This window comes from Rhodococcus sp. Eu-32 (assembly GCF_003336925.1).
GTDB lineage: Bacteria > Actinomycetota > Actinomycetes > Mycobacteriales > Mycobacteriaceae > Rhodococcoides > Rhodococcoides kyotonensis_B.
In genome coordinates this window covers 113,232-139,544 of record NZ_QGNK01000008.1, presented here as the reverse complement: position 1 = coordinate 139,544, position 26,313 = coordinate 113,232, and the positions used below count along the sequence as shown (strand labels likewise).

19 protein-coding genes are annotated in these 26,313 nt (G+C 65.9%); 7 read left to right on the top strand and 12 right to left on the bottom strand.

The features are described from left to right. Window positions 1–33: 33 nt before the first annotated feature. The 3 genes from glgX to treZ are packed head-to-tail and all read left to right on the top strand — an operon-like array spanning window position 34 to window position 6,420. Window positions 34–2,298 carry a glycogen debranching protein GlgX gene (glgX, locus tag DK926_RS12100; protein ID WP_114330590.1) on the top strand — a complete coding sequence of 755 codons (2,265 nt, stop codon included), beginning with the start codon at window positions 34–36 and terminating at the stop codon, window positions 2,296–2,298. A gap of 4 nt (window positions 2,299–2,302) precedes the next feature. After that, a complete protein-coding gene (gene treY, locus DK926_RS12095) occupies window positions 2,303–4,675 on the top strand; it encodes a malto-oligosyltrehalose synthase (RefSeq protein ID WP_114330589.1) in 2,373 nt (790 codons plus the stop codon). Then, window positions 4,672–6,420: a malto-oligosyltrehalose trehalohydrolase gene (gene treZ, locus DK926_RS12090; protein ID WP_114330588.1), complete on the top strand. Its 1,749-nt coding sequence runs from the start codon at window positions 4,672–4,674 to the stop codon at window positions 6,418–6,420. The genes treY and treZ overlap by 4 nt, the downstream gene beginning before the upstream one ends. Here the strand turns inward: treZ and DK926_RS12085 are convergent. Next, window positions 6,417–7,922 carry an MFS transporter gene (locus tag DK926_RS12085; RefSeq protein ID WP_114330675.1) on the bottom strand — a complete coding sequence of 502 codons (1,506 nt, stop codon included), beginning with the start codon at window positions 7,920–7,922 and terminating at the stop codon, window positions 6,417–6,419. The genes treZ and DK926_RS12085 overlap by 4 nt on opposite strands. Window positions 7,923–8,069: 147 nt before the next feature. Between DK926_RS12085 and DK926_RS12080 the strand changes: the two genes are divergently transcribed. After that, on the top strand, window positions 8,070–8,606 hold the full coding sequence (locus DK926_RS12080; protein ID WP_114330587.1) for a TetR/AcrR family transcriptional regulator: 537 nt from the start codon (window positions 8,070–8,072) through the stop codon (window positions 8,604–8,606). Here DK926_RS12080 and ilvA read toward each other — a convergent pair. The 3 genes from ilvA to DK926_RS12065 are packed head-to-tail and all read right to left on the bottom strand — an operon-like array spanning window position 8,594 to window position 12,223. Then, window positions 8,594–9,955 (bottom strand): threonine ammonia-lyase IlvA, encoded by a 1,362-nt coding sequence (ilvA, locus tag DK926_RS12075; RefSeq protein ID WP_114330586.1) that lies wholly within the window; start codon window positions 9,953–9,955, stop codon window positions 8,594–8,596. The genes DK926_RS12080 and ilvA overlap by 13 nt on opposite strands. A 43-nt stretch (window positions 9,956–9,998) precedes the next feature. After that, window positions 9,999–11,786, bottom strand: coding sequence for a pyruvate dehydrogenase (locus tag DK926_RS12070; RefSeq protein ID WP_114330585.1), 1,788 nt, complete (start codon window positions 11,784–11,786; stop codon window positions 9,999–10,001). After that, window positions 11,786–12,223, bottom strand: coding sequence for a nitroreductase family deazaflavin-dependent oxidoreductase (locus DK926_RS12065; RefSeq protein ID WP_114330584.1), 438 nt, complete (start codon window positions 12,221–12,223; stop codon window positions 11,786–11,788). Before DK926_RS12065 ends, DK926_RS12070 begins: the two co-directional genes overlap by 1 nt. 163 nt (window positions 12,224–12,386) lie before the next feature. Between DK926_RS12065 and DK926_RS12060 the strand changes: the two genes are divergently transcribed. Next, window positions 12,387–12,620 carry a hypothetical protein gene (locus DK926_RS12060; RefSeq protein WP_114330583.1) on the top strand — a complete coding sequence of 78 codons (234 nt, stop codon included), beginning with the start codon at window positions 12,387–12,389 and terminating at the stop codon, window positions 12,618–12,620. Between the two features lie 73 nt (window positions 12,621–12,693). Here DK926_RS12060 and dnaE read toward each other — a convergent pair whose 3' ends face one another. From dnaE to lspA, 4 genes are all read right to left on the bottom strand, one after another. After that, window positions 12,694–16,230, bottom strand: coding sequence for a DNA polymerase III subunit alpha (dnaE, locus tag DK926_RS12055; protein ID WP_114330582.1), 3,537 nt, complete (start codon window positions 16,228–16,230; stop codon window positions 12,694–12,696). A 134-nt stretch (window positions 16,231–16,364) separates the two neighbouring features. Then, entirely contained in the window at window positions 16,365–17,027 is a 663-nt protein-coding gene (locus DK926_RS12050; protein ID WP_240930843.1) for a hypothetical protein, read from the bottom strand. Then, complete coding sequence (locus DK926_RS12045; protein ID WP_068420709.1) at window positions 17,024–17,950, bottom strand: RluA family pseudouridine synthase; 927 nt, start codon at window positions 17,948–17,950, stop codon at window positions 17,024–17,026. Before DK926_RS12045 ends, DK926_RS12050 begins: the two co-directional genes overlap by 4 nt. After that, a complete protein-coding gene (gene lspA / locus DK926_RS12040; RefSeq protein WP_243636775.1) occupies window positions 17,947–18,453 on the bottom strand; it encodes a signal peptidase II in 507 nt (168 codons plus the stop codon). Before lspA ends, DK926_RS12045 begins: the two co-directional genes overlap by 4 nt. Window positions 18,454–18,666: 213 nt before the next feature. Here lspA and DK926_RS12035 point away from each other — a divergent pair, with 213 nt between their 5' ends. Next, on the top strand, window positions 18,667–19,590 hold the full coding sequence (locus DK926_RS12035) for a hypothetical protein (protein ID WP_243636767.1): 924 nt from the start codon (window positions 18,667–18,669) through the stop codon (window positions 19,588–19,590). Next, window positions 19,587–20,336 carry a hypothetical protein gene (locus tag DK926_RS12030; RefSeq protein WP_243636766.1) on the top strand — a complete coding sequence of 250 codons (750 nt, stop codon included), beginning with the start codon at window positions 19,587–19,589 and terminating at the stop codon, window positions 20,334–20,336. The genes DK926_RS12035 and DK926_RS12030 overlap by 4 nt, the downstream gene beginning before the upstream one ends. A gap of 72 nt (window positions 20,337–20,408) precedes the next feature. On the opposite strand, the gene DK926_RS12025 is transcribed toward DK926_RS12030, so the two are convergent. The 4 genes from DK926_RS12025 to ileS all read right to left on the bottom strand — a co-directional run bounded on the left by DK926_RS12025 (window position 20,409) and on the right by ileS (window position 26,270). Then, the gene (locus DK926_RS12025; RefSeq protein ID WP_068420701.1) at window positions 20,409–20,921 is read right to left on the bottom strand and encodes a hypothetical protein; all 513 of its coding nucleotides are present in this window, start codon (window positions 20,919–20,921) and stop codon (window positions 20,409–20,411) included. 201 nt (window positions 20,922–21,122) lie between these two features. After that, window positions 21,123–22,460 carry a DNA polymerase IV gene (locus DK926_RS12020; RefSeq protein WP_114330578.1) on the bottom strand — a complete coding sequence of 446 codons (1,338 nt, stop codon included), beginning with the start codon at window positions 22,458–22,460 and terminating at the stop codon, window positions 21,123–21,125. A gap of 34 nt (window positions 22,461–22,494) precedes the next feature. Beyond that, on the bottom strand, window positions 22,495–23,139 hold the full coding sequence (locus DK926_RS12015) for a peptide deformylase (protein WP_114330577.1): 645 nt from the start codon (window positions 23,137–23,139) through the stop codon (window positions 22,495–22,497). Continuing rightward, window positions 23,136–26,270 (bottom strand): isoleucine--tRNA ligase, encoded by a 3,135-nt coding sequence (gene ileS / locus DK926_RS12010; protein WP_114330673.1) that lies wholly within the window; start codon window positions 26,268–26,270, stop codon window positions 23,136–23,138. Before ileS ends, DK926_RS12015 begins: the two co-directional genes overlap by 4 nt. Window positions 26,271–26,313 lie beyond the last annotated feature (43 nt).

Below are 26,313 nucleotides of genomic sequence, written 5' to 3'. Positions count from 1 at the left end.
GCCGGGGCGACCCGGCCACAGTAGGGTTGATCCATGCCTGAGGACACCGCCACCGAATCACCCGCGATCGAAATCTGGCCGGGGTCCGCCTATCCGCTGGGAGCCACCTACGACGGTGCCGGGACCAACTTCGCGTTGTTCTCCGAAGTGGCCGAAGCAGTCGACCTGTGCCTCATCGCCGACGACGGAACCGAGACACGCGTCCGCTTCGAGGAATCCGACGGATTCGTCTGGCACGCGTACCTCCCGTCGGTCGTGCCGGGCCAGAAGTACGGGTACCGCGTACACGGACCGTGGGATCCGGCGAACGGACACCGTTGCGACCCGAGCAAGCTTCTGCTCGACCCGTACGGCAAGGCGTTCGAGGGTGACTTCGACGGCGACCGGTCGCTGTTCTCCTACAGTCTCGACGCCCCGGCACCCGAGACTCCGGCGGAACCGGACACGGACGAGAAGCCGTTCGAGGACGGCGAGGATCTCGTCGATCCCGACGGGGAGATCGTCGACATCGACCCCGTCGCGCACGACGAGACGCCGCGCGACGACTTCCCGCAGCACGACTCGCTCGGCCACACGATGACGACCGTCGTCATCAACCCGTTCTTCGACTGGCAGAACGACCGCGCGCCGAAACGCCCGTACCACGAGACCGTCATCTACGAGGCACACGTCAAGGGCATGACGGTCGCGCACCCGGACGTACCCGAGTCGCTCCGCGGCACGTACGCCGGTCTCGCGCACCCCGCGATCATCGATCACCTGCTCGATCTGGGAATCACGGCGATCGAGCTCATGCCGGTGCACCAGTTCATGCAGGATCAGACGTTGCTGGACAAAGGTCTGCGAAACTACTGGGGCTACAACACATTCGGTTTCCTGGCGCCGCACGCGGACTACGCCTCGAACCCGAACGCAGGCGCGGCCGTCAGCGAGTTCAAGGCCATGGTGCGCGCATTTCACGATGCGGGCATCGAAGTCATCCTGGACGTGGTCTACAACCACACCGCCGAGGGCAACCACATGGGCCCGACCATCAGCTTCCGCGGCATCGACAACGCCGCCTACTACCGCCTGGTCGACGGCGACCCGTTTCACTACATGGATTACACCGGCACCGGCAACAGCCTCAATGCCCGCCATCCGCACACGTTGCAGCTGATCATGGATTCGCTGCGGTACTGGGTGACCGAGATGCACGTCGACGGCTTCCGCTTCGACCTCGCGTCGACGCTTGCTCGCGAACTCCACGACGTCGATCGCCTGAGCGCCTTCTTCGATCTGGTCCAGCAGGACCCGATCGTCAGCCAGGTCAAACTGATCGCCGAGCCGTGGGATGTCGGCGAGGGCGGCTATCAGGTCGGCAACTTCCCCGGACTCTGGACGGAATGGAACGGCAAGTACCGCGACACCGTCCGCGACTACTGGCGCGGCGAGCCGGCGACGTTGGGCGAGTTCGCTTCTCGCTTCACCGGGTCGTCCGACCTGTACGAGGCAACCGGGCGTCGTCCCGGCGCGAGCATCAATTTCGTGATCGCGCACGACGGCTTCACCCTGCACGACCTGGTCTCGTACAACGAGAAGCACAACGAGGCCAACGGAGAGGACAACAACGACGGCGAGAGCCACAACCGATCGTGGAACTGCGGCGTCGAAGGCCCGACCGACGACCCCGAGATTCTCGAACTCCGCGGACGGCAGATCCGCAACATCATGGCGACGCTGCTGCTGAGTCAGGGAACGCCGATGCTCGCGCACGGCGACGAATTCGGGCGCACCCAGCAGGGCAACAACAACGTCTACTGCCAGGACTCCGAATTGGCGTGGATGGACTGGTCTCTCGCCGAGAGCAACGCGGACCTGTTGCAGTTCACCAAGACCGCGATCGCGCTACGCAACGACCATCCGGTTTTCCGTCGTCGACGCTTCTTCGAGGGCAGGCCGATTCGTAGTGGCGAGCAAGCGCGCGACATCGCCTGGCTGACGCCGTCGGGCGAAGAGATGACGCCCGAGGACTGGGACAGCGGCTTCGGCAAGAGCCTCACCGTCTTCCTCAACGGTGAGGGTATTCCCGAGCCGGACCAGCGCGGCGAACGCGTCGTCGACGACTCGTTCCTGTTGTGCTTCAACGCACATCACGAGGCACTCGACTTCCTGACGCCGGACGGCGCCTACGCCAAGGAATGGACCGTCGCGCTCGACACGGCCGTGCCGAACGGCGTGAGTGAGAATGTCATCGAAGCGGGTACACACGTCGAGGTGGCCGCCCGGTCACTCCTCGTTCTACGAAAGACGGACTGACCCCATGACGATCCCGTCCAGTACGTATCGACTACAGCTGCGCGGGGACGGGTTCACGCTCGAAGATGCCCGAGGAATCGTCGACTATCTCGACGACCTCGGCGTCAGCCATGCCTACCTGTCCCCCGTCCTGTCCGCGACCAAGGGCTCGACACACGGATACGACGTCGTCGATCCGACGATCGTCTCCCCCGACCTCGGCGGGCGAGCGGCACTGGAAGCGCTGACGGCCGAACTGCGTTCGCGCGGGATGGGCGTCGTCGTCGACATCGTGCCCAACCACGTCGGAGTCGAGGATCCCCGGCAGAATGCGTGGTGGTGGGACGTACTGCGGAACGGTCGCGCGTCGCAGTACGCCGGCTTCTTCGACATCGACTGGGCCGACGACAACGGGGTGGACGGCAAGATCGCGCTGCCGATCCTCGGCTCGGACTCCGATGTGGACGAGCTGACGATCGACCGTACCGGTGATGCGCCACTGCTCGCCTACTACGACCACCGATTCCCCATCGCCGACGGCACCGACGACGGTGACGCGACCACGATCCACGACCGTCAGGCGTATCGACTGGTCAGTTGGCGGGCCGGACTCGTCGGGTACCGCCGTTTCTTCTCCGTCAACGGCCTCGCCGGGCTCAGGCAGGAGGACTACGACGTCTTCACCGAATCCCACAAGGAGATCGCGTCGTGGATGACGGACGATCTCGTCGACGGCCTACGCGTCGACCATCCGGATGGTCTCGCGGATCCCGGAGGCTACCTGACCGAGCTGCGTGAGCTGATGGGCGAGGATCGCTGGCTCGTCATCGAGAAGATCCTGGCGCGGGGCGAGCCGCTCGACACGTCACTGCCCGTCGACGGCACGACCGGCTACGACGCGCTTGCCGACGTCGGCGGCGTGTTCGTCGATCCGGCAGGCGCCACGGCGCTGGGCGAGCTGTCGCAGTCACGTACGGGCAGCGCGAGTGATCCGGAGTGGCTGCATGCCACGGAGCGAGAGCTCAAAGCGGCTGTCGCGCAAGGCGATCTGGCACCCGAAGTACGACGGCTTACCCGCGCGATCCTGCGCGAATCACAGGCGGACATCTCCGCCGAGGCCGTCACGGACGCCGTCGTCGCTCTGGTGGCGCACATGCCGTACTACCGATCCGATTACGCACCCCTCGCGGGAACGATCCCCCGCGTCATCGGGACGGTGTTGCAAAACAGACCCGACCTCGAAGCCGGACTCGACGCTGTCGCAACGGCTCTGGTGGCGAACGGTGAGTCGGCGGTCAGGTTCGAGCAGGTGTGCGGTGCGGTCACAGCCAAAGGCGTCGAGGACTGCCTGTTCTACCGGGCCACCCGGCTGATCTCGCTGCAGGAAGTCGGCGGTGATCCGGCGATCTTCGGTGTCGCGCCCGCGCAGTTCCATCTGGCGAACGCCGATCGCGCGGACCGCTGGCCTGCGGCGATGACCACCCTGTCGACGCACGACACCAAGCGCGGGGAGGACGTCCGAGCACGCATCGGCGTCCTGTCCCAAATTCCCGAACTGTGGGCACGCTGCGTCGCGGACTGGGAAGAGATGATTCCCAGTCCGGACGGCGCGACCGGACTCTTCCTGTGGCAGAACCTCTTCGGCGTCTGGCCGGTCGACGGCGCCATCGACGACTCACTACGCGAGCGGATTCACGCGTACGCGGAGAAGGCGATGCGCGAAGCCAACCTCCGCACGGGATGGAACGACGTCGACGAGACGTTCGAGTCGTCGGTGCACGAATGGCTCGACTCGGTGATGCAGGGATCGGTCGCCGACTCGATGACCATGCTCGTCGCGCGAGTCGACGTACACGGACGCAGCGACGCGCTGGGGCAGAAGCTTCTTCAGCTCGTCGGACCCGGCGTTCCCGACGTCTACCAGGGCACCGAACTGTGGGACGACTCCCTGGTCGATCCGGACAACCGGCGACCGGTGGACTATCGGATTCGGCGAGAGTTGTTGTCCGGCAACGATGTTCCATCGGCAACCACCGATGCGGCATCGAAGTTCCGCGTCGTACGGGCAGCGCTGCGTCTGCGTCGGGAACGTCCCGCGAGTTTCGTCGGCGGAACGTACGCGCCCGTGTACGCGACGGGATCGGCATCGGCACACGTCGTCGGATTCTCTCGCGGGCCGCAGCAGGGTGAGCCGGACGTGATGGCACTCGCAACGCGTCACTCGTCGACCCTGCAGAACGAGGATTGGGGAGACACCACCGTGGTACTCCCGCAGGGACAGTGGCGCGATCGCCTCACCGACACGGTGTACACCGCGCAGGCATCCGCCACCGAACTGTTCGCAGCGCTCCCCGTGGCGCTCCTGGTCCGCGAGAACGTAGGAGACACCGACCGATGACGCACCGCTTCGAGGTTTGGGCACCGACACCCGACACCGTCCGCCTGCACCTGGACGGGGAGCTGCACTCGATGCAGAAGCGTGAGGGCGGATGGTGGTTCGTCGACGCCGACGCATCACTGGGCAGCCGGTACGGCTTCGTGCTCGACGACGACGACGCCGTGATCCCCGACCCACGCTCGCCGCGCCAACCCGAGGGGGTGCACGAGCTGTCGCAACTGCACTGCGTCGACCCCTCGGTCTGGACGGATTCGGCATGGACCGGTCGGCAGCTGCCGGGGGGTGTGGTGTACGAACTGCACATCGGCACGTTCACACCCGAGGGCACGTTCGACGCGGCCGTCGACAAGCTCGATCACCTGGTCGATCTCGGCGTGACGTTCGTCGAGATCATGCCCGTCAACGGATTCAACGGTACCCACAACTGGGGCTACGACGGCGTCCTCTGGTACACCGTCCACGAGGCGTACGGCGGGCCCGACGGGTTGCAACGACTCGTCGACGCGTGTCATGCCCGCGGTCTGGGCGTCGTGCTCGACGTCGTCTACAACCACCTCGGGCCGTCGGGAAACTATCTCGAGCGGTTCGGTCCGTACATGTCCCAGGGCGCCAACACGTGGGGCCAGACCATCAACTACGCAGGCGCCGAGTCCGGCAATGTCCGGCGGTACGCGATCGAGAACGCGCTGCGCTGGTTCTCCGAGTTCCACATCGACGGACTGCGGCTCGATGCGGTGCACGCCATCGCGGACACCACGGCGGTGCATCTGCTCGAGGAACTGGCCATCGAGACCCGTCGCCTGTCGGCGCACCTCGGACGCCCGCTCACTCTCATCGCGGAGAGCGACCTGAACGACCCGACACTGATCACGCCTCGCTCGGGCGGCGGCTACGGTCTCGACGCACAATGGGACGACGACCTGCACCACGCGATCCATGCTGCGGTGTCGGGCGAGCGGCAGGGATACTACGGCGACTTCGGCTCGCTCAAGGGTCTCGCGAACACGTTGCGGCAGGGCTTCTTTCACGCCGGAACGTACTCGAGTTTCCGAGGGCGCAGGCACGGCAGGCCGGTCGACACGCGACGGATACCGGCGAGCTCGTTCGTCACGTACACGACGACGCACGACCAAGTCGGCAACCGGGCGACAGGCGATCGCCCCGGCTTCTACCTGACGCCCGGGCAGTTGGCGGTGAAAGCTGCACTGGTGCTTGCCTCTCCGTACACCCCGATGCTGTTCATGGGCGAGGAGTGGGGCGCGTCGACGCCGTTCCAGTTCTTCACCTCGCATCCCGAACCCGAATTGGGGAAGGCGACGGCGGAAGGTCGCAAAGCCGAATTCGCCGAGCACGGTTGGGATTCCGACGACATTCCCGACCCGCAGGACCCGCAGACATTCCTGCGGTCCAAGCTCGACTGGTCCGAACTCGGTGACGGCGACCACGCGCGCCTGCTCGAGACGTACCGCGGATTGCTGTCTCTCCGTAAGCAGTACGCGGACCTCACCGATCCCTGGCTCCAGAACCTGACGGTCGACTACGACGAGGACGAGCAATGGATCGTCCTGCATCGCGGGTCGCTCCGCGTGGTCTGCAACCTGTCCCCCGACACGGTGACCGTCCCGGTCGGCGGCACCCCACTGCTGTCGTGGGAGCCGCCGATCTCGGACGAAACCGGTGCCGCGACGCGAGTTCCCGGTCATTCGTTCACGGTCTTGGCGGCTTCGCCGCCCGTGCGCGCTTAGTCGGCCCCTGGGCCAACCACGCGCGCACGGGTGCGTAAGCGCACCGCGACGACAACCGCCGTCAGCGCCAGCAGTACGGCCGTCGCCACCGAAGCCACGTGCATACCCGTCACGAACGCGGTGTGCGCAGAATCGGCCAACAGGGCGGCGGCCTGCTCCGGCAGGCTCCGGGAGACCTCGACGGCACCACCGAGCGTCTCCTGCGCCGTCGCGGCCTGCGCCGAGTCCAGCCCCGACACGTCGAGTCCACGACGGAAGAACGACATGACGACGGTACCGAGAACCGCAACACCCAGTGCGATGCCGAGTTCGTAGGCGGTCTCGGACACCGCCGACGCGGCGCCCGCCTTCTTCGGCGGGACAGCGCCCACGACGAGGTCCGACGTCAACGTCAGCGCGACACCGGCACCGACGCCGATGAGGACGAAGCCACCGACGAACAACGCCGGACCGCTGCTCACCCCCAAGCCGTACAGCAGTGCCGGGCCCAATGCCGACAGAGCGAGGCCACCTGCCAAGACCGTTCCCGGACGCCAGATTCGGACCAGGTACGCGGCCATCAACGACATCACGATGCTCGACGCCGTACCCGGCAACATCAACAACCCTGCTTCCAATGGGCTGTACCCGAGCACCAGCTGCAGGTACTGCGCACCGAAGAAGAGCACACCCGCGAGCGCGAACACCGAAAGGAAATTCGTGAAGACAGCCGTCGAGAACGCGGGGTTCGAGAACAACCGCAGGTCGATCATCGGGTCGTCGAGCATGCGCTGACGTCGGACGAACACGACGCCCGCGGCGACGCCGACCACCGCGGCGAGCACGTTCACCACACTGACTCCGTGCGTCGCCGTTTCCTTGACGGCGTACACCAGCGGCACCAGTGCGAGCATCGACAGAGCCGCGCTCACGAGATCGAACTTGCCCGGGTTCGGATCCTTCGACTCGGGAATCACGAACGGCCCCAACAGGATCAGCAGGACCATGACGGGGATGTTGATCAGGAACACCGCTCCCCACCAGAAGTGCTCGAGGATCCAGCCGCCGACGAGCGGACCCGCCGCGGCCCCACCGCCCGCCATCGCACCCCAGACACCGATGGCCGTGGTGCGTTGCCGAGCGTCGGCGAACATCGTTCTGATCAGGCCGAGCGTCGCGGGCATCAGCGTCGCACCGGACAACCCCTGCAGGACACGGGCCGCGATCAGCATGTCGGGGCTCGTCGACAGTCCGGCAACGACGGACGCGACACCGAACCCCGCAGCGCCGAGGAGCAGGAGTTTTCGCCGGCCGATGCGGTCACCCAACGTGCCCATCGTGATCAGGAGGCCGGCGAGCACGAACGAATACACGTCGATGATCCACAACAGCTGATTACTCGTCGGCGCCAGGTCGGCGCTGATGAACGGCAATGCAAGGTCCAGCACGGTGCCGTCGACCGCGATCAGCAGCACCGCCAACGCGAGCACGATCAGCCCGATCCAGTCCTTCTTCGTCGCCATAGTCGTGACGTCGGATTGCACGTCGTGCGTGCGCAACTCACTCACTTGTTCTCCTTGGATGACTCCGGCGACTCGACCGTCCAGCCGGTACAGTCACCGAGCGTAGCAGCTGACCGTCCAGCCGGTACAGTCGTTTACACTGGCGGTATGTCACGCGACACACGAGACCGAATACTCGACGCGCTCGAGGAGCTCCTGCTGGACGAGGGATCGACGAAGGTGACGCTGGAGGCCGTCGCGGCGAAGGCCGGGGTGTCCAAGGGCGGGCTGCTCTATCACTTCAACACCAAGGACGCGATGATCGCGGCGATGGTGCGACGGCTCGGCGACCGTTCCGACGCACAGCGAGCGCAGGCCGAGCAGGGCGGAACCACCGTCGCTCAGTGGTACCTGCAACCGCCGGAGACCATCTCGGAGAAAGAGATCGCTCTGTTTCGATCGACTCTCGCGGTGCTGCGCAGCATCGACGGCGCGCCCGGCGAGATCCAGGATGCCGTGACCGAGGTCATGCGGTTGTGGGACGAAGCGATTCGCGCCGAGATCACCGACCCCGTCGCGGCCGAGATCGTCCGACTCGTCGGCGACGGGATCTACCTGAACGCGCTGATGAACCTGCCCGACGTGGAACCCGAGCTACACCAGAAGGTGGTCGAGCGCCTGCTCGCCGGCGATCAGGTCAAGTAGCTGTACGCCGGTGAACCCGGTTCGAGCTGTTCGACGCGCAGCCGCGACGACCGCATCCGCTCGAGCAACGAACTGAGTCCCGATGCATGACCCAACTCGACGCCGACGAGCGCGGCACCGGTTTCCCGGTTGTTGCGCTTGACGTACTCGAACAGTGTGATGTCGTCGTCGGGCCCGAGAACTTCGTCGAGGAATCGACGCAGCGCGCCCGGCTCCTGTGGAAAATCCACCAGGAAATAGTGCTTGAGTCCGAGGTGCACCAGCGAGCGTTCGAGAATCTCGCCGTACCGCGACACGTCGTTGTTGCCACCGGACACCAGGCACACGACCGTACTGCCCGGCGCGACCGAAATCTGGTTCAACGCAGCAACACTCAGCGCACCAGCCGGTTCGGCGATGACTCCCTCGTTCTGGTACAGGTCGAGCATCGCCGTGCAGATCGCACCCTCGTCGATCTGCGTCATCAAGAACGGTCCCGACGCGTTCTCGGTGCGCGGGAAGGTCGGCACCGTCACGAGGGGCAGCGACGCGTGCGAGACGACCTCGGCGCCGAGGAATCGCAGCGCCTCGTACGGCACGTCGCCGATACGGCGCACGGCGGCACCGTCGACGAAGGGATCGATGTTCGACAACGTCACCGGACCGCCCGCGACGAGCGCGGCCGTCATCGACGCAGCTCCCGACGGCTCGACACCGACGAGTGCCGTCGACGGGGAGCGTTCGCGCAGATACGTGGAGATGCCGGCGATGCAGCCGCCTCCTCCGACCGGCATGACGACCGTGTCGGGAGCGGTGCCGAGCTGCTCGACGATCTCGGCGGCGATCGTGCCCTGACCTGCCACGGTCCGCGGGTCGTCGAACGGCGGAACCATCGTGGCGCCGGTCCGGACGACATCCTCGGCAGCCGACGCCGCAGCCGCGTCGAACGTGTCGCCGGTGACGATCAGCTCGACGAACTCGCCCCCGTGCACACGGATCCGATCGCGCTTCTGCTTGGGCGTGTTGGCCGGCACGTAGATCCGGCCCTGCACCTGCATCGCGCGGCACGCGAAGGCGACGCCCTGCGCGTGGTTGCCTGCACTGGCAGTGACGACTCCGACGGCCAGCTCCTCGGGCGTCAGCTGGGCCATCAGGTTGTAGGCGCCGCGAATCTTGTACGAGCGCACGATCTGGAGGTCTTCACGCTTGAGATAGACGTGCGCGCCGGTGACAGCGGACAGCCGTTCGCAGTACTGCAGCGGCGTCGACGCGACGACGTCCGAAATTCGCCGGGCAGCCGCATCGATGTCGTCCGCGGTGACCGCGAACGGATGAGTGAGTGCTTCGGCTACTTCAGGCGAGTTGGACACCCGTCCATGCTGCCACCAGCGCAGTTCCGACGATAAGTCGGGACTACCGTCTCGGGTCGAACTGAGACGGCAGCGGAACGTTACGCAGGTTCGACTTGGCCATCTGCACCGCCTCGCCGACGCCACCGTTCATGACCATCCGTGACATCGCCAACGCGAATCCCTTCACCTGCTCGCCGGTGATCGTCGGCGGCAGCGACAGCGCGTTCGGGTCGGTGACGATGTCGACCAGCGCCGGCCCGTCGTGTTCGAGCGCCGCCGCGATTCCCGACTCCAGGTCGGCCGGGTCCTCGATGCGCCGCGAGAAGATCTTCAGCGCCGACGCGATTGCCGCGTAGTCCGTGGCGGGCACATCGACCCCGAAGTCGGGAATGCCGTCGACGAGCATCTCCAACTTGACCATGCCCAGCGTCGAGTTGTTGAACACGACGATCTTCACCGGCAGTCGATACATCGCGACGGTCAGCAACTCCCCCATCAGCATGGACAGGCCACCGTCGCCCGAGAGCGACACGACCTGACGCGTCGGGAACGCCACCTGCGCTCCGATCGCATGGGGAAGCGCGTTGGCCATCGAACCGTGCAGTGCCGACGACACGAAACGTCTACTGCCGTTCGGATTCAGATAGCGAGCGGTCCACACGTTGCACATGCCGGTGTCGGAGGTGAACACGGCGTCGCGTGCAGCCAGGTCGTCGAGGATCGACGCCGCGTACTCCGGGTGGATCGGCGTTCGTTGCTTGACCGGTGTCGTGTACGCGCCGACGACCTTCGTCATCAGCGTCTCGTGTCGATCGAGCGTGCGTTTCAGGAACGACCTGTCGGACTTGCGCTGCACCAGGGGCAGCAATGCCGCCAGCGTGCTCTTCGCATCGCCGTGCACGGCGAAATCGAGACTCGTTCTGCGACCGAGCTTTTCGGCCGCACTGTCGATCTGCGCCGTCCGCACGCGGTCGGGCAGGAACTGATCGTAGGGAAAGTCCGTCCCGATCAGGAGAAGCAGGTCCGCGTCGTGGATGCCGTCGTGCGCAGCGCCGTATCCCAGAAGTCCCGTCATCCCGATGTCGAACGGATTGTCGTACTGCACGTACTCCTTGCCGCGCAACGAATGCCCGATCGGTGCACCGAGCAGCTCGGCGAGTTCCAGCAATTCGGTCCTCGCGTCCTTCGCCCCGGCACCCGCGAAGATCGCCACCGTCGACGCCTCGTCTATCGCGGCGGCGAGCCGTCGAACATCGGCGTCGTCGGGAACAAGTGACGGTGTGCCCGTCTTCACGAACGACGGCGCCGGACGTCCCACGGGTTCGTCGGCGATGTCACCGGGCAGCGTCACGACGGCGACGCCCGGCGCACCGAGTGCATGCTGCACAGCCGAATGCACCACTCGCGGCGATTGTTCGGCGGTGCTGATCAACTCCGCGTACACCGAGCATTCGACGAACAACCGGTCCGGATGCGTCTCCTGGAAGAAGCTCGAACCGATCTGCACGCTCGGGATGTGCGACGCGATCGCGAGCACCGGCGCGCCCGATCGGTTGGCGTCGTAGAGGCCGTTGATCAGGTGCAGGTTGCCGGGACCGCACGACCCTGCGCAGACCGCGAGCTGTCCGGTCAGCTGCGCTTCGGCGGACGCGGCGAATGCCGCCGCCTCCTCGTGCCGAACGTGGATCCAGTCGATGCCGCCTTCCGACGATCCCCCGCTGCGGCGGACCGCGTCGACGATCGGGTTGAGGCTGTCGCCGACGACGCCGTAGATGCGCCGCACCCCCGCGTCGACGAGTTGCGCGACGAGCTGCTCGGCTACTGTGCCGGGCTTCGAATTCCTCGCCACTACTGGACCCGGGTCAGCACGAAGACCGGAATCTCGCGGTCCGTCTTCTTCTGGTAGTCCGCGTAGTCCGGGAACGCCTCGACGGCCCGCTCCCACCACACGGCCTTTTCGACGCCGGTGACTTCCCGTGCGGTGTAGTCGGCGTTGTCGGTGCCGTCACGGAGTTCGACCAGCGGCTCGGCGACGATGTTGTAGTACCAGACGGGATGCTTCGGTGCGCCGCCCAACGATGCGACCACCGCGTATTCGCCGTCGTGCTCGACGCGCATCAGCGGCGTCTTGCGCAGCTTGCCGGACTTGTTGCCCTTGGTCGTCAACAGCACGACAGGCATGCCGCGCAACGACGTTCCCTCGGTGCCGCCTGAACCCTCCAGCAGCTCGGCCTGCTCGCGCGCCCAGTCGGATGTGCTCGGTTCGTATTCACCTGTCAATGGCATGACCCCGAGTATCCCAGCATCGATGGACCGTGGCAGCCGTTGGACAACTGTCGTGGACCATCGATGCGAAAACAGGGCGCCGACAGAAGAAGTTTCGGTAGACCGAAACCTGCGATGCGTATACCCTGAAGCGAGTACGCAGCACAGCCGAACGGAGCGCGCAATGACCTACGCAATCCCCCGAATCCCTACCCGCAGGCCCGCGCAGGTACACACCGTCGACATCGCCGGGACCGCGTGGCCGGTGTACAAGGTCGAGTCGTTGATTTTCGGTGTGCTCGTGTTCATCGGCGCGCTCGCTCTCACCACGTCACTGCAGGTCGCCGTCCTCGGTGCCGCAGCAGCAACCGTCGTCGCGTGGTGGGTTCTGAAGTCGACGGAGCAACTGCGCAACTGACTGCACGACAGTGGCCGGTGTCGACCGAATCTTCGTCGACACCGGCCACTGTCGTGTACCGGCTACCGGTCCGCTAGCCGGCGAGGCAGCCGGGACCGAGTAGAGCCTTCAGGTCACCCATCAGCGCCGACGTCGGAGTGACGCGCAGACTGTCGTCGAGCTTGAGTGCGGTCACCTTGTCGCCGCTGACCAGACGCAAGTGCACGTCCGACGTCCCCGGGTGACTCATCAACACGCGCTTGAGCGCACCGACCTTGTCGGCCGTGCACAACCGCGTCGGCAACATGACCGCCAACGGCTTCGCGACACCGACGGCCGACAGATCCGGCACGGCAAGGTCGTTCGCGATGATCGAGATTCGATCGTCGCGCACCGACACGCGACCCTTCACCAGAACCACCGAGTCCTCGGTCACGTCGGCGCCGAACACCGAGTACGACTGCGGGAAGAACAACACTTCGATACCACCGACGAGATCCTCGAGCTGCGCCGACGCCCACGTCAGACCGTTCTTGTTGATGCGGCGGTTGACCGACGCCAGAATGCCGCCGATCGTGACCTGCGTTCCGTCCTTGACGTCACCTTCGAGGATGGCCGGGATGTTGGTGTCCGACTGCGCAGCGAGCATGTGCTCGACGCCCATCAGCGGGTGTCCGGAGACGTACAGGCCGAGCATCTCCCGCTCGAGCGCGAGCCGGTGCTTGGAGTCCCACTCCTCGTCCGGCACACGGACATTGAACACCGAGCTGATCGACTCGTCGGCGTCCTCGCCGCCGAACAGATCGAACTGACCGATGGCCTCGGCTTTCTTCGTGCCCATCACCGAATCGATGGCGTCGGCGTGGATGAGCATCAAGCCCTTGCGCGGATGGTCGAGCGAATCGAACGCACCGGACTTGATCAGCGACTCGGTGACCTTCTTGCTGCACGCGGTCGCGTCGATCTTGTTCAGGTAGTCGGAGAAGTCGGTGTACTTGCTCTTCTCCTCGCGCGCTCTGATGATCGACGCGACGACGTTGGTGCCGACGTTGCGCACGGCGCCGAGACCGAATCGGATGTCCTTGCCGACGGACGCGAAGTTCAGCTCCGACTCGTTGACATCCGGAGGAAGCACCGTGATGCCGAGCTTGCGGCAGTCGGCGAGGTAGACCGCAGACTTGTCCTTGTCGTCGCTGACGCTGGTGAGCAGACCGGCCATGTACTCACCCGGGTAGTTGGCCTTGAGGTAGCCGGTCCAGTACGAGACAAGTCCGTAGCCTGCGGCGTGCGACTTGTTGAACGCGTACCCGGCGAACGGGAGAATCGTGTCCCACAGCGCCTTGATCGCCGGCTCGGAGAAGTTGTTGGCGAGCATGCCGTCGCGGAATCCGGCATACGCCTCTTCCAGCACCGACAGCTTCTTCTTACCCATCGCTCGACGCAGAATGTCGGCCTGACCGAGCGAGTACCCGGCGACCTTCTGCGCGATCTGCATGATCTGCTCCTGATACACGATCAGGCCGTACGTGTCCTTCAGGATTTCCGCGAGCGGTTCTTCGAGCTCGGGGTGAATCGGCTTGACCTCTTGTCGACCGTTTTTGCGGTCGGCGTAGTCGTTGTGCGCGTTCATGCCCATCGGACCGGGGCGGTACAGCGCGAGCACGGCGACGATGTCCTCGAACCCGGTCGGCTGCATGCGTCGCAGCAGGTCTCGCATCGCGCTGCCGTCGAGCTGGAACACGCCGAGAGTGTCACCGCGAGCGAGCAATTCGTACGTCGCCGGGTCGTCGAGGCCCAGCGTGTCGAGATCGAGGTCGATGCCGCGATTGGACTTGATGTTGTCGATGGCGTCACCGATGACGGTCAGGTTCCGCAGACCCAGGAAGTCCATCTTGAGCAGGCCGATGGCCTCACACGACGGGTAGTCCCAGCCGGTGATGATGGCGCCGTCCTGCGCGCGCTTCCACACCGGAATCGCGTCCGTGAGCGGTTCCGACGACATGATGACCGCGCAGGCGTGCACACCGGCGTTGCGGATCAGACCTTCGAGCCCGCGAGCGGTCTTGTAGATGGTCGCCACATCGGGGTTGGAGTCGATGAGCGCACGGACCTCGGTCGCTTCCTTGTACCGCTCGTGCGCCGGGTCGGTGATGCCGGCGACCGAGATGTCCTTCGCCATGATGGGCGGCGGCAGCGCCTTGGTGATCTGGTCGGCGATCGCGAAACCGGGCTGGCCGAACTGGACGCGCGCGGAGTCCTTGATGGCGGCCTTGGTCTTGATGGTGCCGAACGTGATGACCTGCGCGACGCGGTCGCTACCCCACTTCTCCGTGGCGTAGCGCACCATCTCACCGCGGCGACGGTCGTCGAAGTCGATATCGATATCGGGCATCGACACGCGCTCGGGGTTGAGGAATCTCTCGAACAGCAGGCCGTGCGGCAGCGGGTCGATGTTGGTGATACCCATCGCGTACGCGACGAGCGAGCCTGCAGCCGAACCACGGCCGGGTCCGACGCGGATACCGACGTCGCGAGCATGCGCGATGAGGTCACCGACGACGAGGAAGTACGCCGGGAAGCCCATTTCCAGGATGACGCTGATCTCGTACTTCGCGCGATCGCGATATTCCTGCGGCACCCCGTTCGGGAACCGCCATTCGAGGCCCTTGTCGACCTCCTTGGCGAGCCAGGACCCCTGCGTCTCTCCCTCCGGCACGGGGAAGATCGGCATACGGTCGCGGTGAGCCCAGACGTCGTCGTACGGCTGCACACGTTCGGCGATGAGCAACGTGCTGTCGCACGCACCTGGCACCTCGGCGTCCCACAGTTGACGCATCTCGGCCGCGGACTTGAGGTAGTAGCCGTCGCCGTCGAACTTGAACCGGGTGGGGTCGCTCAGCGTCTTACCGGTCTGGATACACAGCAGCGCTTCGTGGTTCTCGGCCGCGTCCTTGGTGACGTAGTGGCAGTCGTTGGTGGCGAGCGGACGAATGTCGAGTTTCCTGCCGATCTCCAACAGACCTTCGCGGACACGTCGCTCGATCGACAGACCGTGGTCCATCAGCTCGAGGAAGAAATTGTCCTTGCCCCAGATCTCCTGCCACTTGGCGGCCGCTTCCAACGCTTCCCGGTCGTGACCGAGGCGCAGACGCGTCTGCACCTCTCCCGACGGGCAGCCCGTCGTCGCGATGATGCCCTCGGCGTGCTGGGCGATGATCTCCTCGTCCATGCGAGCCCACTTGCCGAGCTGACCCTCGATCGAGGCCAGGGACGACAACTTGAACAAATTCCGGACACCCGTCGCGTTCTCGGCGACCATCGTCATGTGGGTGTACGCGCCGCTACCGGAGACGTCGTCCGATTTCTGGTTGCGGTCACCCCACAACACGCGCTTCTTGTTGAAGCGCGACTCGGGAGCGATGTACGCCTCGATGCCGATGATCGGCTTGATGCCTGCCTTCTTGGCCTCGTTGTAGAACTCGCTGGCGCCGTACATGTTGCCGTGGTCGGTCATACCAACGGCCGTCATCTCCAGGCGGTTCGCCTCTGCGAACAGCGGCGCGATCTTCGCCGCCCCGTCGAGCATCGAGTACTCGGTGTGGTTGTGCAGATGAACGAACGAGTCAGCCACGAAGGTTCTCTCCTGAGGGTCGAGCGGTACAGCTGGATGGTCGAGCGGCCGAGGCGGGTCGGCGGAAGTGCCCCCACTCTATTACTCGGCAGCGACAGATCCGCAGTCGTCGGTGTGTCCGAAGCCCCGCGTGTCTAGGGCGCCGGGATCGGACCGTCGTCGGGCAGTGCACCCACGACGTCAATGTAGTCGGGCAGCAGTGCCCGAACCGCGAAATGACCTGCGCGCGCATCGGCAGGCAGTGCCTCGACGGCACGGACGCCCGGCTCGTTCTCGATCGCCGCCAGCGCGGACGGATCCGCGCGCACGACGAGACCGACGACACAGTCGCACCCCGCCGCGAGACGAGTGACCGACGCCGCGTCGATCTGCGCCTGCCGGTCCCATTGCCCGACTCCCGCATGCAGCTCCGTCGCCGCGACGTCGAGCGCAGAACTTACGGACGCGTCCGTACCCGGGACACCGATGGCGAGCACTCGCGTCTGTACTCGCTCGATCGGCACTCGGATCAGCACCTGGGCGATCCGTTCACCCCGCGCTGCCGAGAACGACTGTCCGGGCGAGACGTACGTGTCGAACGACACGAGCGCCCAACGAGGTTCGGAGTCACCCGGTTCGGCCAGTCCGGCGCGCGCGCGGCCGGTGTACTCGGCGACGGTCTCCCCCGAGTCGGGTCCGAGACGGTCAGTGCTCACACCCGCCACGGGCAGGGGCTTCGCGATTCCGACGACGGCGCACAGCCCGACGGCAGCCGCCGCGATCACGACGCCCTCGACGAGGCCACCTACCCGCATCATGCGTTTCGCAGTACCTCGAGGGCGTGTTCGAGGTCGGCGGGGTACTTGCTCTCGATCTCGACCCATCGACCGTCGGATGGATGCGCGAACCCCAGCGACTTGGCGTGCAGCCACTGACGCTCGAGACCGAGCCTCTCGGCCAGCCGCGGATCCGCGCCGTACGTCAGATCGCCGCAGCACGGGTGTCGCAACGCCGAGAAGTGCACGCGGATCTGATGCGTACGACCGGTTTCGAGGTGCACGTCCAACAGACTTGCCGCCTGGAACGCCTCGATGGTGTCGTAGTGCGTCACGCTCGGCTTACCGTCCGCGCGCACCGCGAACTTCCAGTCGTTGCTGCCGTGACGCCCGATCGGCGCGTCGATCGTTCCGCTGCTCGGATCCGGATGGCCTTGCACGAGAGCGTGATAGCGCTTCTCGATGGTTCGTTGCTTGAATGCCCGCTTCAGAATCGTGTACGCGCGCTCGGACGTCGCGACCACCATCACGCCGGACGTACCGACGTCGAGCCGATGCACGATGCCCTGACGCTCGTGTGCACCGGACGTCGAGATGCGGTAGCCCGCCGCGGCAAGACCGCCGATGACCGTCGGGCCGGTCCATCCGACACTCGCGTGCGCCGCGACGCCGACCGGCTTGTCGACCGCGACGATGTCGTCGTCGGCATACAGGATGTCCATCCCGGGAACGGGTTCGGCCTCGATCGTCAGCTCCCGAGCAGGCTCGGGAAGCTCCACCTCGAGCCACGTACCCGCAGAAAGCCGGTCGGACTTGCCCACCGCCGTGCCGTCGACGGCGACCGACCCTTCCTCGGCGAGCGTCGCGACGACGTTTCGGGACAACCCGAGCAGCCGTGACACGCCCGCGTCGACGCGCATTCCGTCGAGGCCGTCGGGAACCGGCATCGACCGTGATTCCCTCATTCGTCGGCCGCCGAGGTCGACGCTGCCGCGGACTTCTTCGAGTGCGCCCGAGTGCCGTTCGGCTCGAATCCGAACAGGCTCAACACGACGAGCAGGATCGCGCCACACACGATCGACGAGTCGGCGACGTTGAACACCGGCCACCAGCCCACCGACACGAAGTCGACGACGTGTCCCTGCAGTGGCCCCGGCGCGCGGAAGAACCTGTCGATCAGATTGCCCAGCGCGCCGCCGAGGACCAGTCCGAGGCCGAGAGCCCACAGCGGTGACCGCAGAGTCCGCCCGATTCTGATCACGCCGATGACGACACACACCGCGACGATCGTCAACAACCACGTCATACCGGTGGCCATCGAGAACGCTGCACCGGGGTTGCGGACGAGACGGAGAGTCACGACGTCGCCGACGATCTCGACGGGGTTGCCGGGCTCGATCCATCGAACGACCGCGATCTTGGTGACGAGGTCCAACGCGAGGATCACCGCGGCGATCAGGACGAGCATCCGGGTGCGCAACGGCTTGGTCGACGCCACCTCGGCTTCCGCGCCGGGGTTCTCGTCGGGCTGTTCTGGGGGTTTGGGGTCGGCTGGACGGTCGTCACTCACCCCTCCATCATGAAGCATCACATGTGCATGCCGAACATCCGACCTATCGGGGAAGGGCATTCGACCGACGCGTGGCCGCGCCCGGGCCCCGCACATCCGTAGCCTGGTCCCGTGATCTCGACTTCCGAAACTCCGATGCGGCGCCTGCGCGCCCTCGCGGCGCTGGTCGCCGCCGCAGCCGTGATGACCGCGTGCAGCTCGTCCGACGACAGTGCATCCGCCGACACCGAGGCCACGTCGACGCCGACGAGCGTGTCTCTTCCGGTCACCCCGGTGACGACGACGTTGGTCGACCCGGGCGCCGAGCCGCGCTCGCCGCTGACCCCCGCGTACGACGGCGAGCAATCGGTACAGCTCGTCACCAGCTCCACGGTGACGCAGCAGATCGACGACCAGGCCGTCCAGGACTTCTCGACTCCGGAGTTGACGCTTCCCCTGACCGCGTCGCCGGACGGCGATCAGGTCGCGCTGTCCATCGGAAAGGCGACGTCGGCGGACCAGCGCCTGACGGACGCTCTTGCGCCGTCGAAAGGTTCGGCTGCCGGGTTGACGGTCACCGACACCGGTGCCGTCACCGCGCTGAGCATCACACCCTCCGAACAGGCACAGGACTCGGCCAGAGCCGCGATCGAACAGGCACTCAATCAGGCGGTCTACCGCTCGGTGTCGTTCCCCGAGGGCGATGTCGGCGTCGGCGCGGTGTGGACCACCTCACAACAGGTCATCAGTGGTGTGACGCTGAACCAGGTCACCCGGGCCACGCTGCGCGCCCGCGACGGCGACCGTCTCACCGTCGATCTGCAGATCGACCAGACCCCCGCGTCGACGACTCTCGACCTCCCCGACGAAGCCGGCAGTCTGAACATCGATTCCTACGTCATGTCCGGGTCGGGAACGGTCGAACTCGACCTGACGAAGCCACTTCCGGTGAGCGGCGACGTGTCCGTCGGGGGTACGCAGCAGTACAGCGACCCCGAGGGGACGACCGTGCTGGGACAGAACATCACCGACTCGCTGCGATGGACGACGTCGTGACCGGTCGCCTGCGCCTCGCCGTGGTACTGGGGACGTGCGCGGTGGTGTCCGCGGCCTGCGGCGCGAACTCGGACGACGCCGCGCCGAGTACTACCGCGCCTGCACCGGCGGCAGTGTCCGCACCGGACCCGCTGGCCGGTCCGCCGATCACCGACTCTTCGGTGCTGCAGTCGGCGATGATCCCGCTGGAGTCGCTGCCGCCCGGCTACACCGTCATCCCCGACCCGGTACGGGACCTCGGACTCGATCCGGCGCCCGAGTACGACGCACCGGACCAGTCGGGCACCGACCCGCAGCGCTGCGCCGATGTCCTGGCGCCGATCTCGCAGCAGTTCGCCGACGCGGCCGCGTCGGCCGAGGTGCGCTACTCGGGTCCCGACTTCTCGTCGATCGACGAGGACGCCGCCAGCTACGTCGATCGGGGTGCTGCCGACGCGTTTGCCGCCGTCCAGGCGACCTTCGCCGAATGCGCCACGTTCACCGGAACGGACGCCGACGGAATCGACGTCGCGTACACCCTCTCGGGCCGCGACGGCGACGTCACGGCAGGTGACGCGTCGGTGGCGGCCCGGCTGCAGATCGAGAGCAGCGGCTTCACGCTCGTGTCGGACGTCGTCGTCGCCGTCGTGGATTCGACTGTCGTTCAGGTGGTCGCGACCGACGAGGACGGCGTCGACGACGCCACGTTGTCCGCGCTCGCGCAGGCCGCGGTGGACGAAATCCGCGGCGTCGCCCGCGGGGTGTAGAAACACCGATGCCGGTGTTCGGTTCGTGAAGAACCGAACACCGGCATCGAATGAAGCCGTGAAACTAACGCATCATGCGCAGGCAGGCGACGTCAGCTGCGCGAGCTGGACGAAGCTGCAGGCGTTCTCCTTCGACAGCTTCCAGACGCCGTCCTCTGCAACGAAGGTGAAGTTGCCGGGGTTGGCCTGTCCGCCGATGGTCAGGGTGGCACCCGCGTTGAGCGTGCCGTCTCCGAGGTCGTCGACACTCGTGATGACGATTTCCGCGCCGTTCTGGACAGCCGCGGCGGCAACCTGGTTGATCAGTTCGGGATCGGCCTCGGCGCCCTGAATGAGCTGAGCCTTCTCCTCGACCGGCACGGCCGGGTCGAGTCCACGAGCAAGCTCCTGGTTGAGCTCCTCGGCGGTGGGAACAGGTGGGTAGTCGCTCTGAGCCTCGGTCGTAGCGGTGGTCGACGCAACCGACGCGGACGTCGTGGCGTCGTTTCCTCCCTCGTCGTCACCGGAACTGCATGCGGTCATCGTCAGCGTGGCGGCGATCGCGACGCCGGCAACCAGTGCCCGTCGGGTGTTACGAAGCTTCAATTGCTCTGTCCCTTCAGTTCTTCTGCGTGTCTTTTCACGTAGCCGGCGCCACTTCGTCGGCGCCGGCGGGTCATCGGGTCGTTCGTTTCAGGCGGCTCCACTATGCCAGGACACGAGCCACCCGGCCAGAAATTGCCTACTCACCGGTAAGGTCGTTCCTGCAGGCTCCACTCCCGTCCAATAGCGTCTGAGGCCCGAGCCTCATTCGAGACTTCCGAGCGCGTCCGCTACCTCGAGCATCGTGTCTCCCTCGGCAAAGGTACGAGCACGACCGGGTCCTGAAGATCGCGTCTCGAAACGAACCGTCACCACGGAGTGGCCAGCCCCCTGGACCCACCCGTGTCCGTATTCAGGATGCCTTACGTCCATGCCCGGGTGCCACTTCGGACCGTGCTCTCTTACCGAAGCCACAATTTCCGCCGCCGTCGTTTGTTCGCGAGGTGAATCCTCGGAATCGTGCTCCAACTCCGGAAACAACGAACCCTGTTGCACAGCGGACAGTCCGGCCAGACCGACACCGACGAGGCGGATGGGACCCAGCTCGACGGGATCGAGCACCTGCCGCTGGGCGGCCGCCACGATGGTCTGCTTGTCGACGGTCGCGTAGGGCAGTGTCACCGAACGGGTGACGATACTCATATCCGACTTGCGCAGTTTCAGCACGATCGTGCGCGCCCCCCGGCCGTCCTTCAGCAACCGTCGATGCGCGGCGTCCGCGCTCTTGTCCACCGCGGCGCGTAGCTGAGCCAGCGTCACCAGGTCGTGCGCGAACGTCGTCTCGGCACTCACCTGCTTCGCCTCGGCACGTTCCGCGACGGCTCGATCGTCGATTCCTCGTGCAAGCTTGTGCAGGCTGGGACCTACGGTGCCGCCCAGAATCGAGGCCACCTCGGATTCGGGTGTGGCGACGAACTTTCCGATCGTGTCGATACCGAGCCGCCGCAGCTTCTCGTCGGCGACAGGACCTATCCCCCACAGCTTGCGTACCGGCAGCGCGGCCATCAGAGCCGTCTGCTCGCCGGGTGACACCACCGTGACGCCGTCGGGTTTCGCCAGCCCCGACGCGATCTTCGCGATCTGCTTTCCCGACCCGGCTCCCAGGCTGCAGATCAATCCAGTTTCCTCGCGGACGAGTGCTCGCAACGACTCGCAGAACTCCTCGACCTCGGCGGCCGTCGCACCGGCGAGTTCGGCCGGTTCACCGAATGCCTCGTCGAGCGACAGTTGCTCGAGCACCGGCATGCGCGTGCGAAGACTCTCGAACACACGGCGGCTCAACACCTGGTAGAGCGCACCGCGAGGCGGCAGCACGACTGCACCTGCGCCGACGAGTCGTCGCGCCTGGTGCATCGGCATCGCGGACCTCGCGCCGAACACGCGGGCCTCGTAGCTGCATCCTGCGACGACGCCACGCCCACCCGCGCCGCCGACCAGCACAGGCCGTCCACGCAGCGTCGGACGGGTCAGCTGCTCGACGGACGCGAAGAACGCATCCATGTCGAGATGCAGAACCCACCGTCTACTGCATGAGTCGGTCATGGCCGAAACGTACTCCCGGACTTCCGACAGGTGATCATTCGTCGAGCGCGAAACCCAACGCGTCGGCGGCCCGATGCGGCGACGCGTCCGCCCATCGGTCGACGTACACGTCGGTGGCGGCGATCGACCGCGTGACGGCTTTGTCCAGGTAGACGACGCCGTCGAGGTGGTCGGTCTCGTGCGCGACGATGCGCGCCGGCCAGCCGTGCAGCGTCTCGACCACCTCCCGCCCGTCGTGGTCGGTGCATTCGAGGCGAACGTCGGCTGCCCGCGACACGACCGCCTGATATCCCGGAACGCTCAGACACCCCTCGTAGAAAGAACGGCGCGCAGGCCCGATCTCGGCGTACGTCGGGTTCACCACCACGCGAAACGGCACCGGCGTCCGTTCGCGCACCGCGGCAACCTCGGGTGCGACGTCGTACTCGTCCTCGATCACGGCGATGCGTAACGGCACGCCGATCTGCGGAGCAGCCAGTCCCACGCCCGGTGCATCGCGCATCGTCTCGCGCATCACGTCGATCACACGCCCCAGGGTGCGCGCTTCCAACTGACCGGTGTACGCCGACGCCGGAACCCGGAGGACCGGATCACCGACGGCGACGATCGGCACGACACCGTCACGCGCGGAGGACAACACCCGACGGACGATGCCCTCCACCGACTCCTCGATCGTCACTGCGCTCGTGTGATACGAACACGCACACTCTCACCCAGGTCGACGCCGTCGGCACCGGGATCGCCGTCGACGATCGACAGCGCGAGGACCTCACCGGCGATCAGATCGCGGTGCGTGTCGAACCACTGCTGCCGGTCGGCCGGAACCGACGCGACGATCTCGATTCGATCCGACACGTCGAGACCGAGGCTGCGACGCGCATCCTGCAGTTCACGGATGCGGTCCTTGGCCCAGCCTTCGGCTTCGAGCTCGGCCGTCACCTGCGAGTCGAGTACCACGAGACCGGCGTTGCCCGGCAGCGCGGCCGTCGAATCCGGTTCGGCGGCAACCAGTTTGCGGGTGTACTCGGTCGGCAGCAGCTCGATTCCGGCGGCACTGACGGTGCCGCTCTCGTCCTCGGACCACTCCCCCGCCTTGACCGCCTTGATGACCTTCTGCACGTCCTTGCCGATGCGCGGGCCTGCGGCGCGCGCGTTCACGACGAGCTCGAACTTGCCGTGCACCGCGACGTCGTCGGTGAGATCGACCTTCTTGACGTTCACCTCGTCCGCGATGATGTCGGCGTAGGGACGCAGACGCTCGGCGTCCTCGGCGGCAACCGTGACCTCGGGCAGCGGCAACCGCACCCGCAGGTTCTGCGCCTTGCGCAGACCGAGCACAGTAGAGCAGACCGACCGCACCTCGTCCATCGAGCTCACCAGCTCGGGGTCCGACGGCAGATCCAGCTGCGCCGGCCAGTCCGCGAGGTGCACCGATCGACCACCCGTGAGACCGCGCCACACCACTTCGCTGATCAGCGGAAGCAGCGGCGCCGCAAGGCGTGTGAGCACCTCGAGCACCGTGTGCAACGTGTCGATCGCGTCGGAGTCCTCGCTCCAGAACCTCGAACGCGACCGTCGCACATACCAATTGGTGAGTGCGTCGCAGAACGTACGCAGTTCGTCGCAAGCACCGGCGATGTCGTCGACCTCGAGAGCATCGGTGATGGCGTCCCGTGTCGCCGACAGTTTCGCGAGCACGTACCGGTCCAGGACGTGCGGCGAATCGGTACGCCACGTGCCCGGCTTGCCCGCATACAACTGCAGGAAGCTCCACGCGTTCCAGATCGGCAGCAACGCCTGGCGCACACCCTCACGGATGCCCTGCTCGGTGACGATCAGGTTGCCGCCGCGCAGGATCGGCGACGACATCAGGAACCAGCGCATCGCATCGCTGCCGTCCCGGTCGAACACCTCCTTCACGTCGGGGTAGTTGCCCTTGGACTTGCTCATCTTCAGTCCGTCGTCGCCCAGCACGATGCCGTGTGCCGCAACGGTCTTGAACGCGGGACGATCGAACAATGCCGTCGCCAGCACGTGCAGCGTGTAGAACCAGCCGCGCGTCTGACCGTTGTACTCGACGATGAAGTCGCCGGGGTTGTGCGTGTGGAACCAGTCTTCGTTCTCGAACGGAAAGTGCACCTGCGCGTACGGCATCGACCCGGATTCGAACCAGCAGTCCAGTACCTCGGGAACACGACGCATCGTCGACTTGCCCGTCGGATCGTCCGGGTTCGGACGCGTCAGGTCGTCGATGTACGGACGGTGCAGATCGTCCGGCCGCACGCCGAAGTCTCGCTCCAGATCGTCGAGACTGCCGTAGACGTCGATGCGCGGGTACTCGGGATCGTCCGACGTCCACACCGGAATCGGGCTGCCCCAGTAGCGGTTTCGGCTGATGTTCCAGTCTCGAGCGCCTTCGAGCCACTTGCCGAACTGGCCGTCGCGGATGTGCTCGGGAACCCAGGTGATCTGCTGGTTCAGCTCGACCATGCGGTCGCGGAACTTCGTCACCGCGACGAACCACGACGGGACCGCCATGTAGATGAGCGGCTGACCCGACCGCCACGAGTGCGGGTAGGAGTGCTCGATGGTCTCGTGCCGCAGCAGCCGTCCCGACGCCTTGAGGTCCTTGATGATGACCGGGTTGGCGTCGAACACCATCAGGCCCTCGTACGGCGGTACGAGCGAGGTGAACTTGCCACCCGGGTCGAGCGGTTGCACGACCTCGATGCCGTTGGCTGTCGCGACATCCATGTCCTCTTCACCGAAAGCCGGTGCGAGGTGGACGATTCCGGTACCGGAATCGGTGGTGACGTACTCCGCGTCGAGGACCCGATGGGAATTCGGGTGCCCGAGGAAGAAGTCGAACGGCGGCGCGTACGTCAGTCCGACGAGATCGGCTCCGACGTGCTCGGACAGCACCTCCGGCTCGTCGCCGAGTTCACGCGCATAGTGTGCGACGCGTTCCGCCGCGAGCACGTAGCGTTCGCCGTCGCTTCCGCGGACCTGCACGTAGCGCACCTCGGGATGAACTGCGATCGCGAGGTTGGACGGCAACGTCCACGGCGTCGTCGTCCAGATGAGCGCGTTCGCGCCGTCCAGCACCGAGTCCGGCGCGGACAGTGGCATCGTGACGGTGACGGCCGGATCCTGACGCATCTTGTAGGCGTCGTCGAGGCGGGTTTCCTGGTTGGACAACGGCGTCTGCTCGTACCAGCTGTACGGGAGCACGCGGTAGCCCTGATAGATCAGGCCTTTGTCGTACAGGGTCTTGAACGCCCACATGACGGACTCCATGAAGTCCGTGTCCAGGGTCTTGTAGTCGTTGTCGAAGTCGACCCACCGCGCCTGCCGGGTGACGTAGTCACGCCACTCGTCGGTGTACCGCAGCACCGACTGCTTGCAGTAGTCGTTGAACTTGGCGAGACCCATCTCGTCGATCTCGGACTTGTCCTTGATGCCGAGCTGCTTCTCTGCTTCCAGCTCGGCAGGCAGTCCGTGGCAGTCCCAGCCGAATCGACGCTCGACCTTCTTGCCTCGCATCGTCTGGAAGCGCGGTACGAGGTCCTTGACGTAACCGGTCAGCAGGTGCCCGTAGTGAGGAAGGCCGTTGGCAAAGGGAGGGCCGTCGTAGAAGACGAACTCCTCGGCGTCCGCGCGGTTCTCGACGCTCGCTCGGAACGTGCCGTCGGCGGCCCACGCCTCGAGAACCTTCTGCTCGAGTTCGGGGAACGAGACGCTACCGGCCTTGCTGCCGGCGTAGTCGACGAGCGGATACGACTCGCGCGACGAGGACTCGACGTCGGTCATGGTGGTCACTCCTCCGTGCCAACCGCTCGCGTGGAGCGGAACA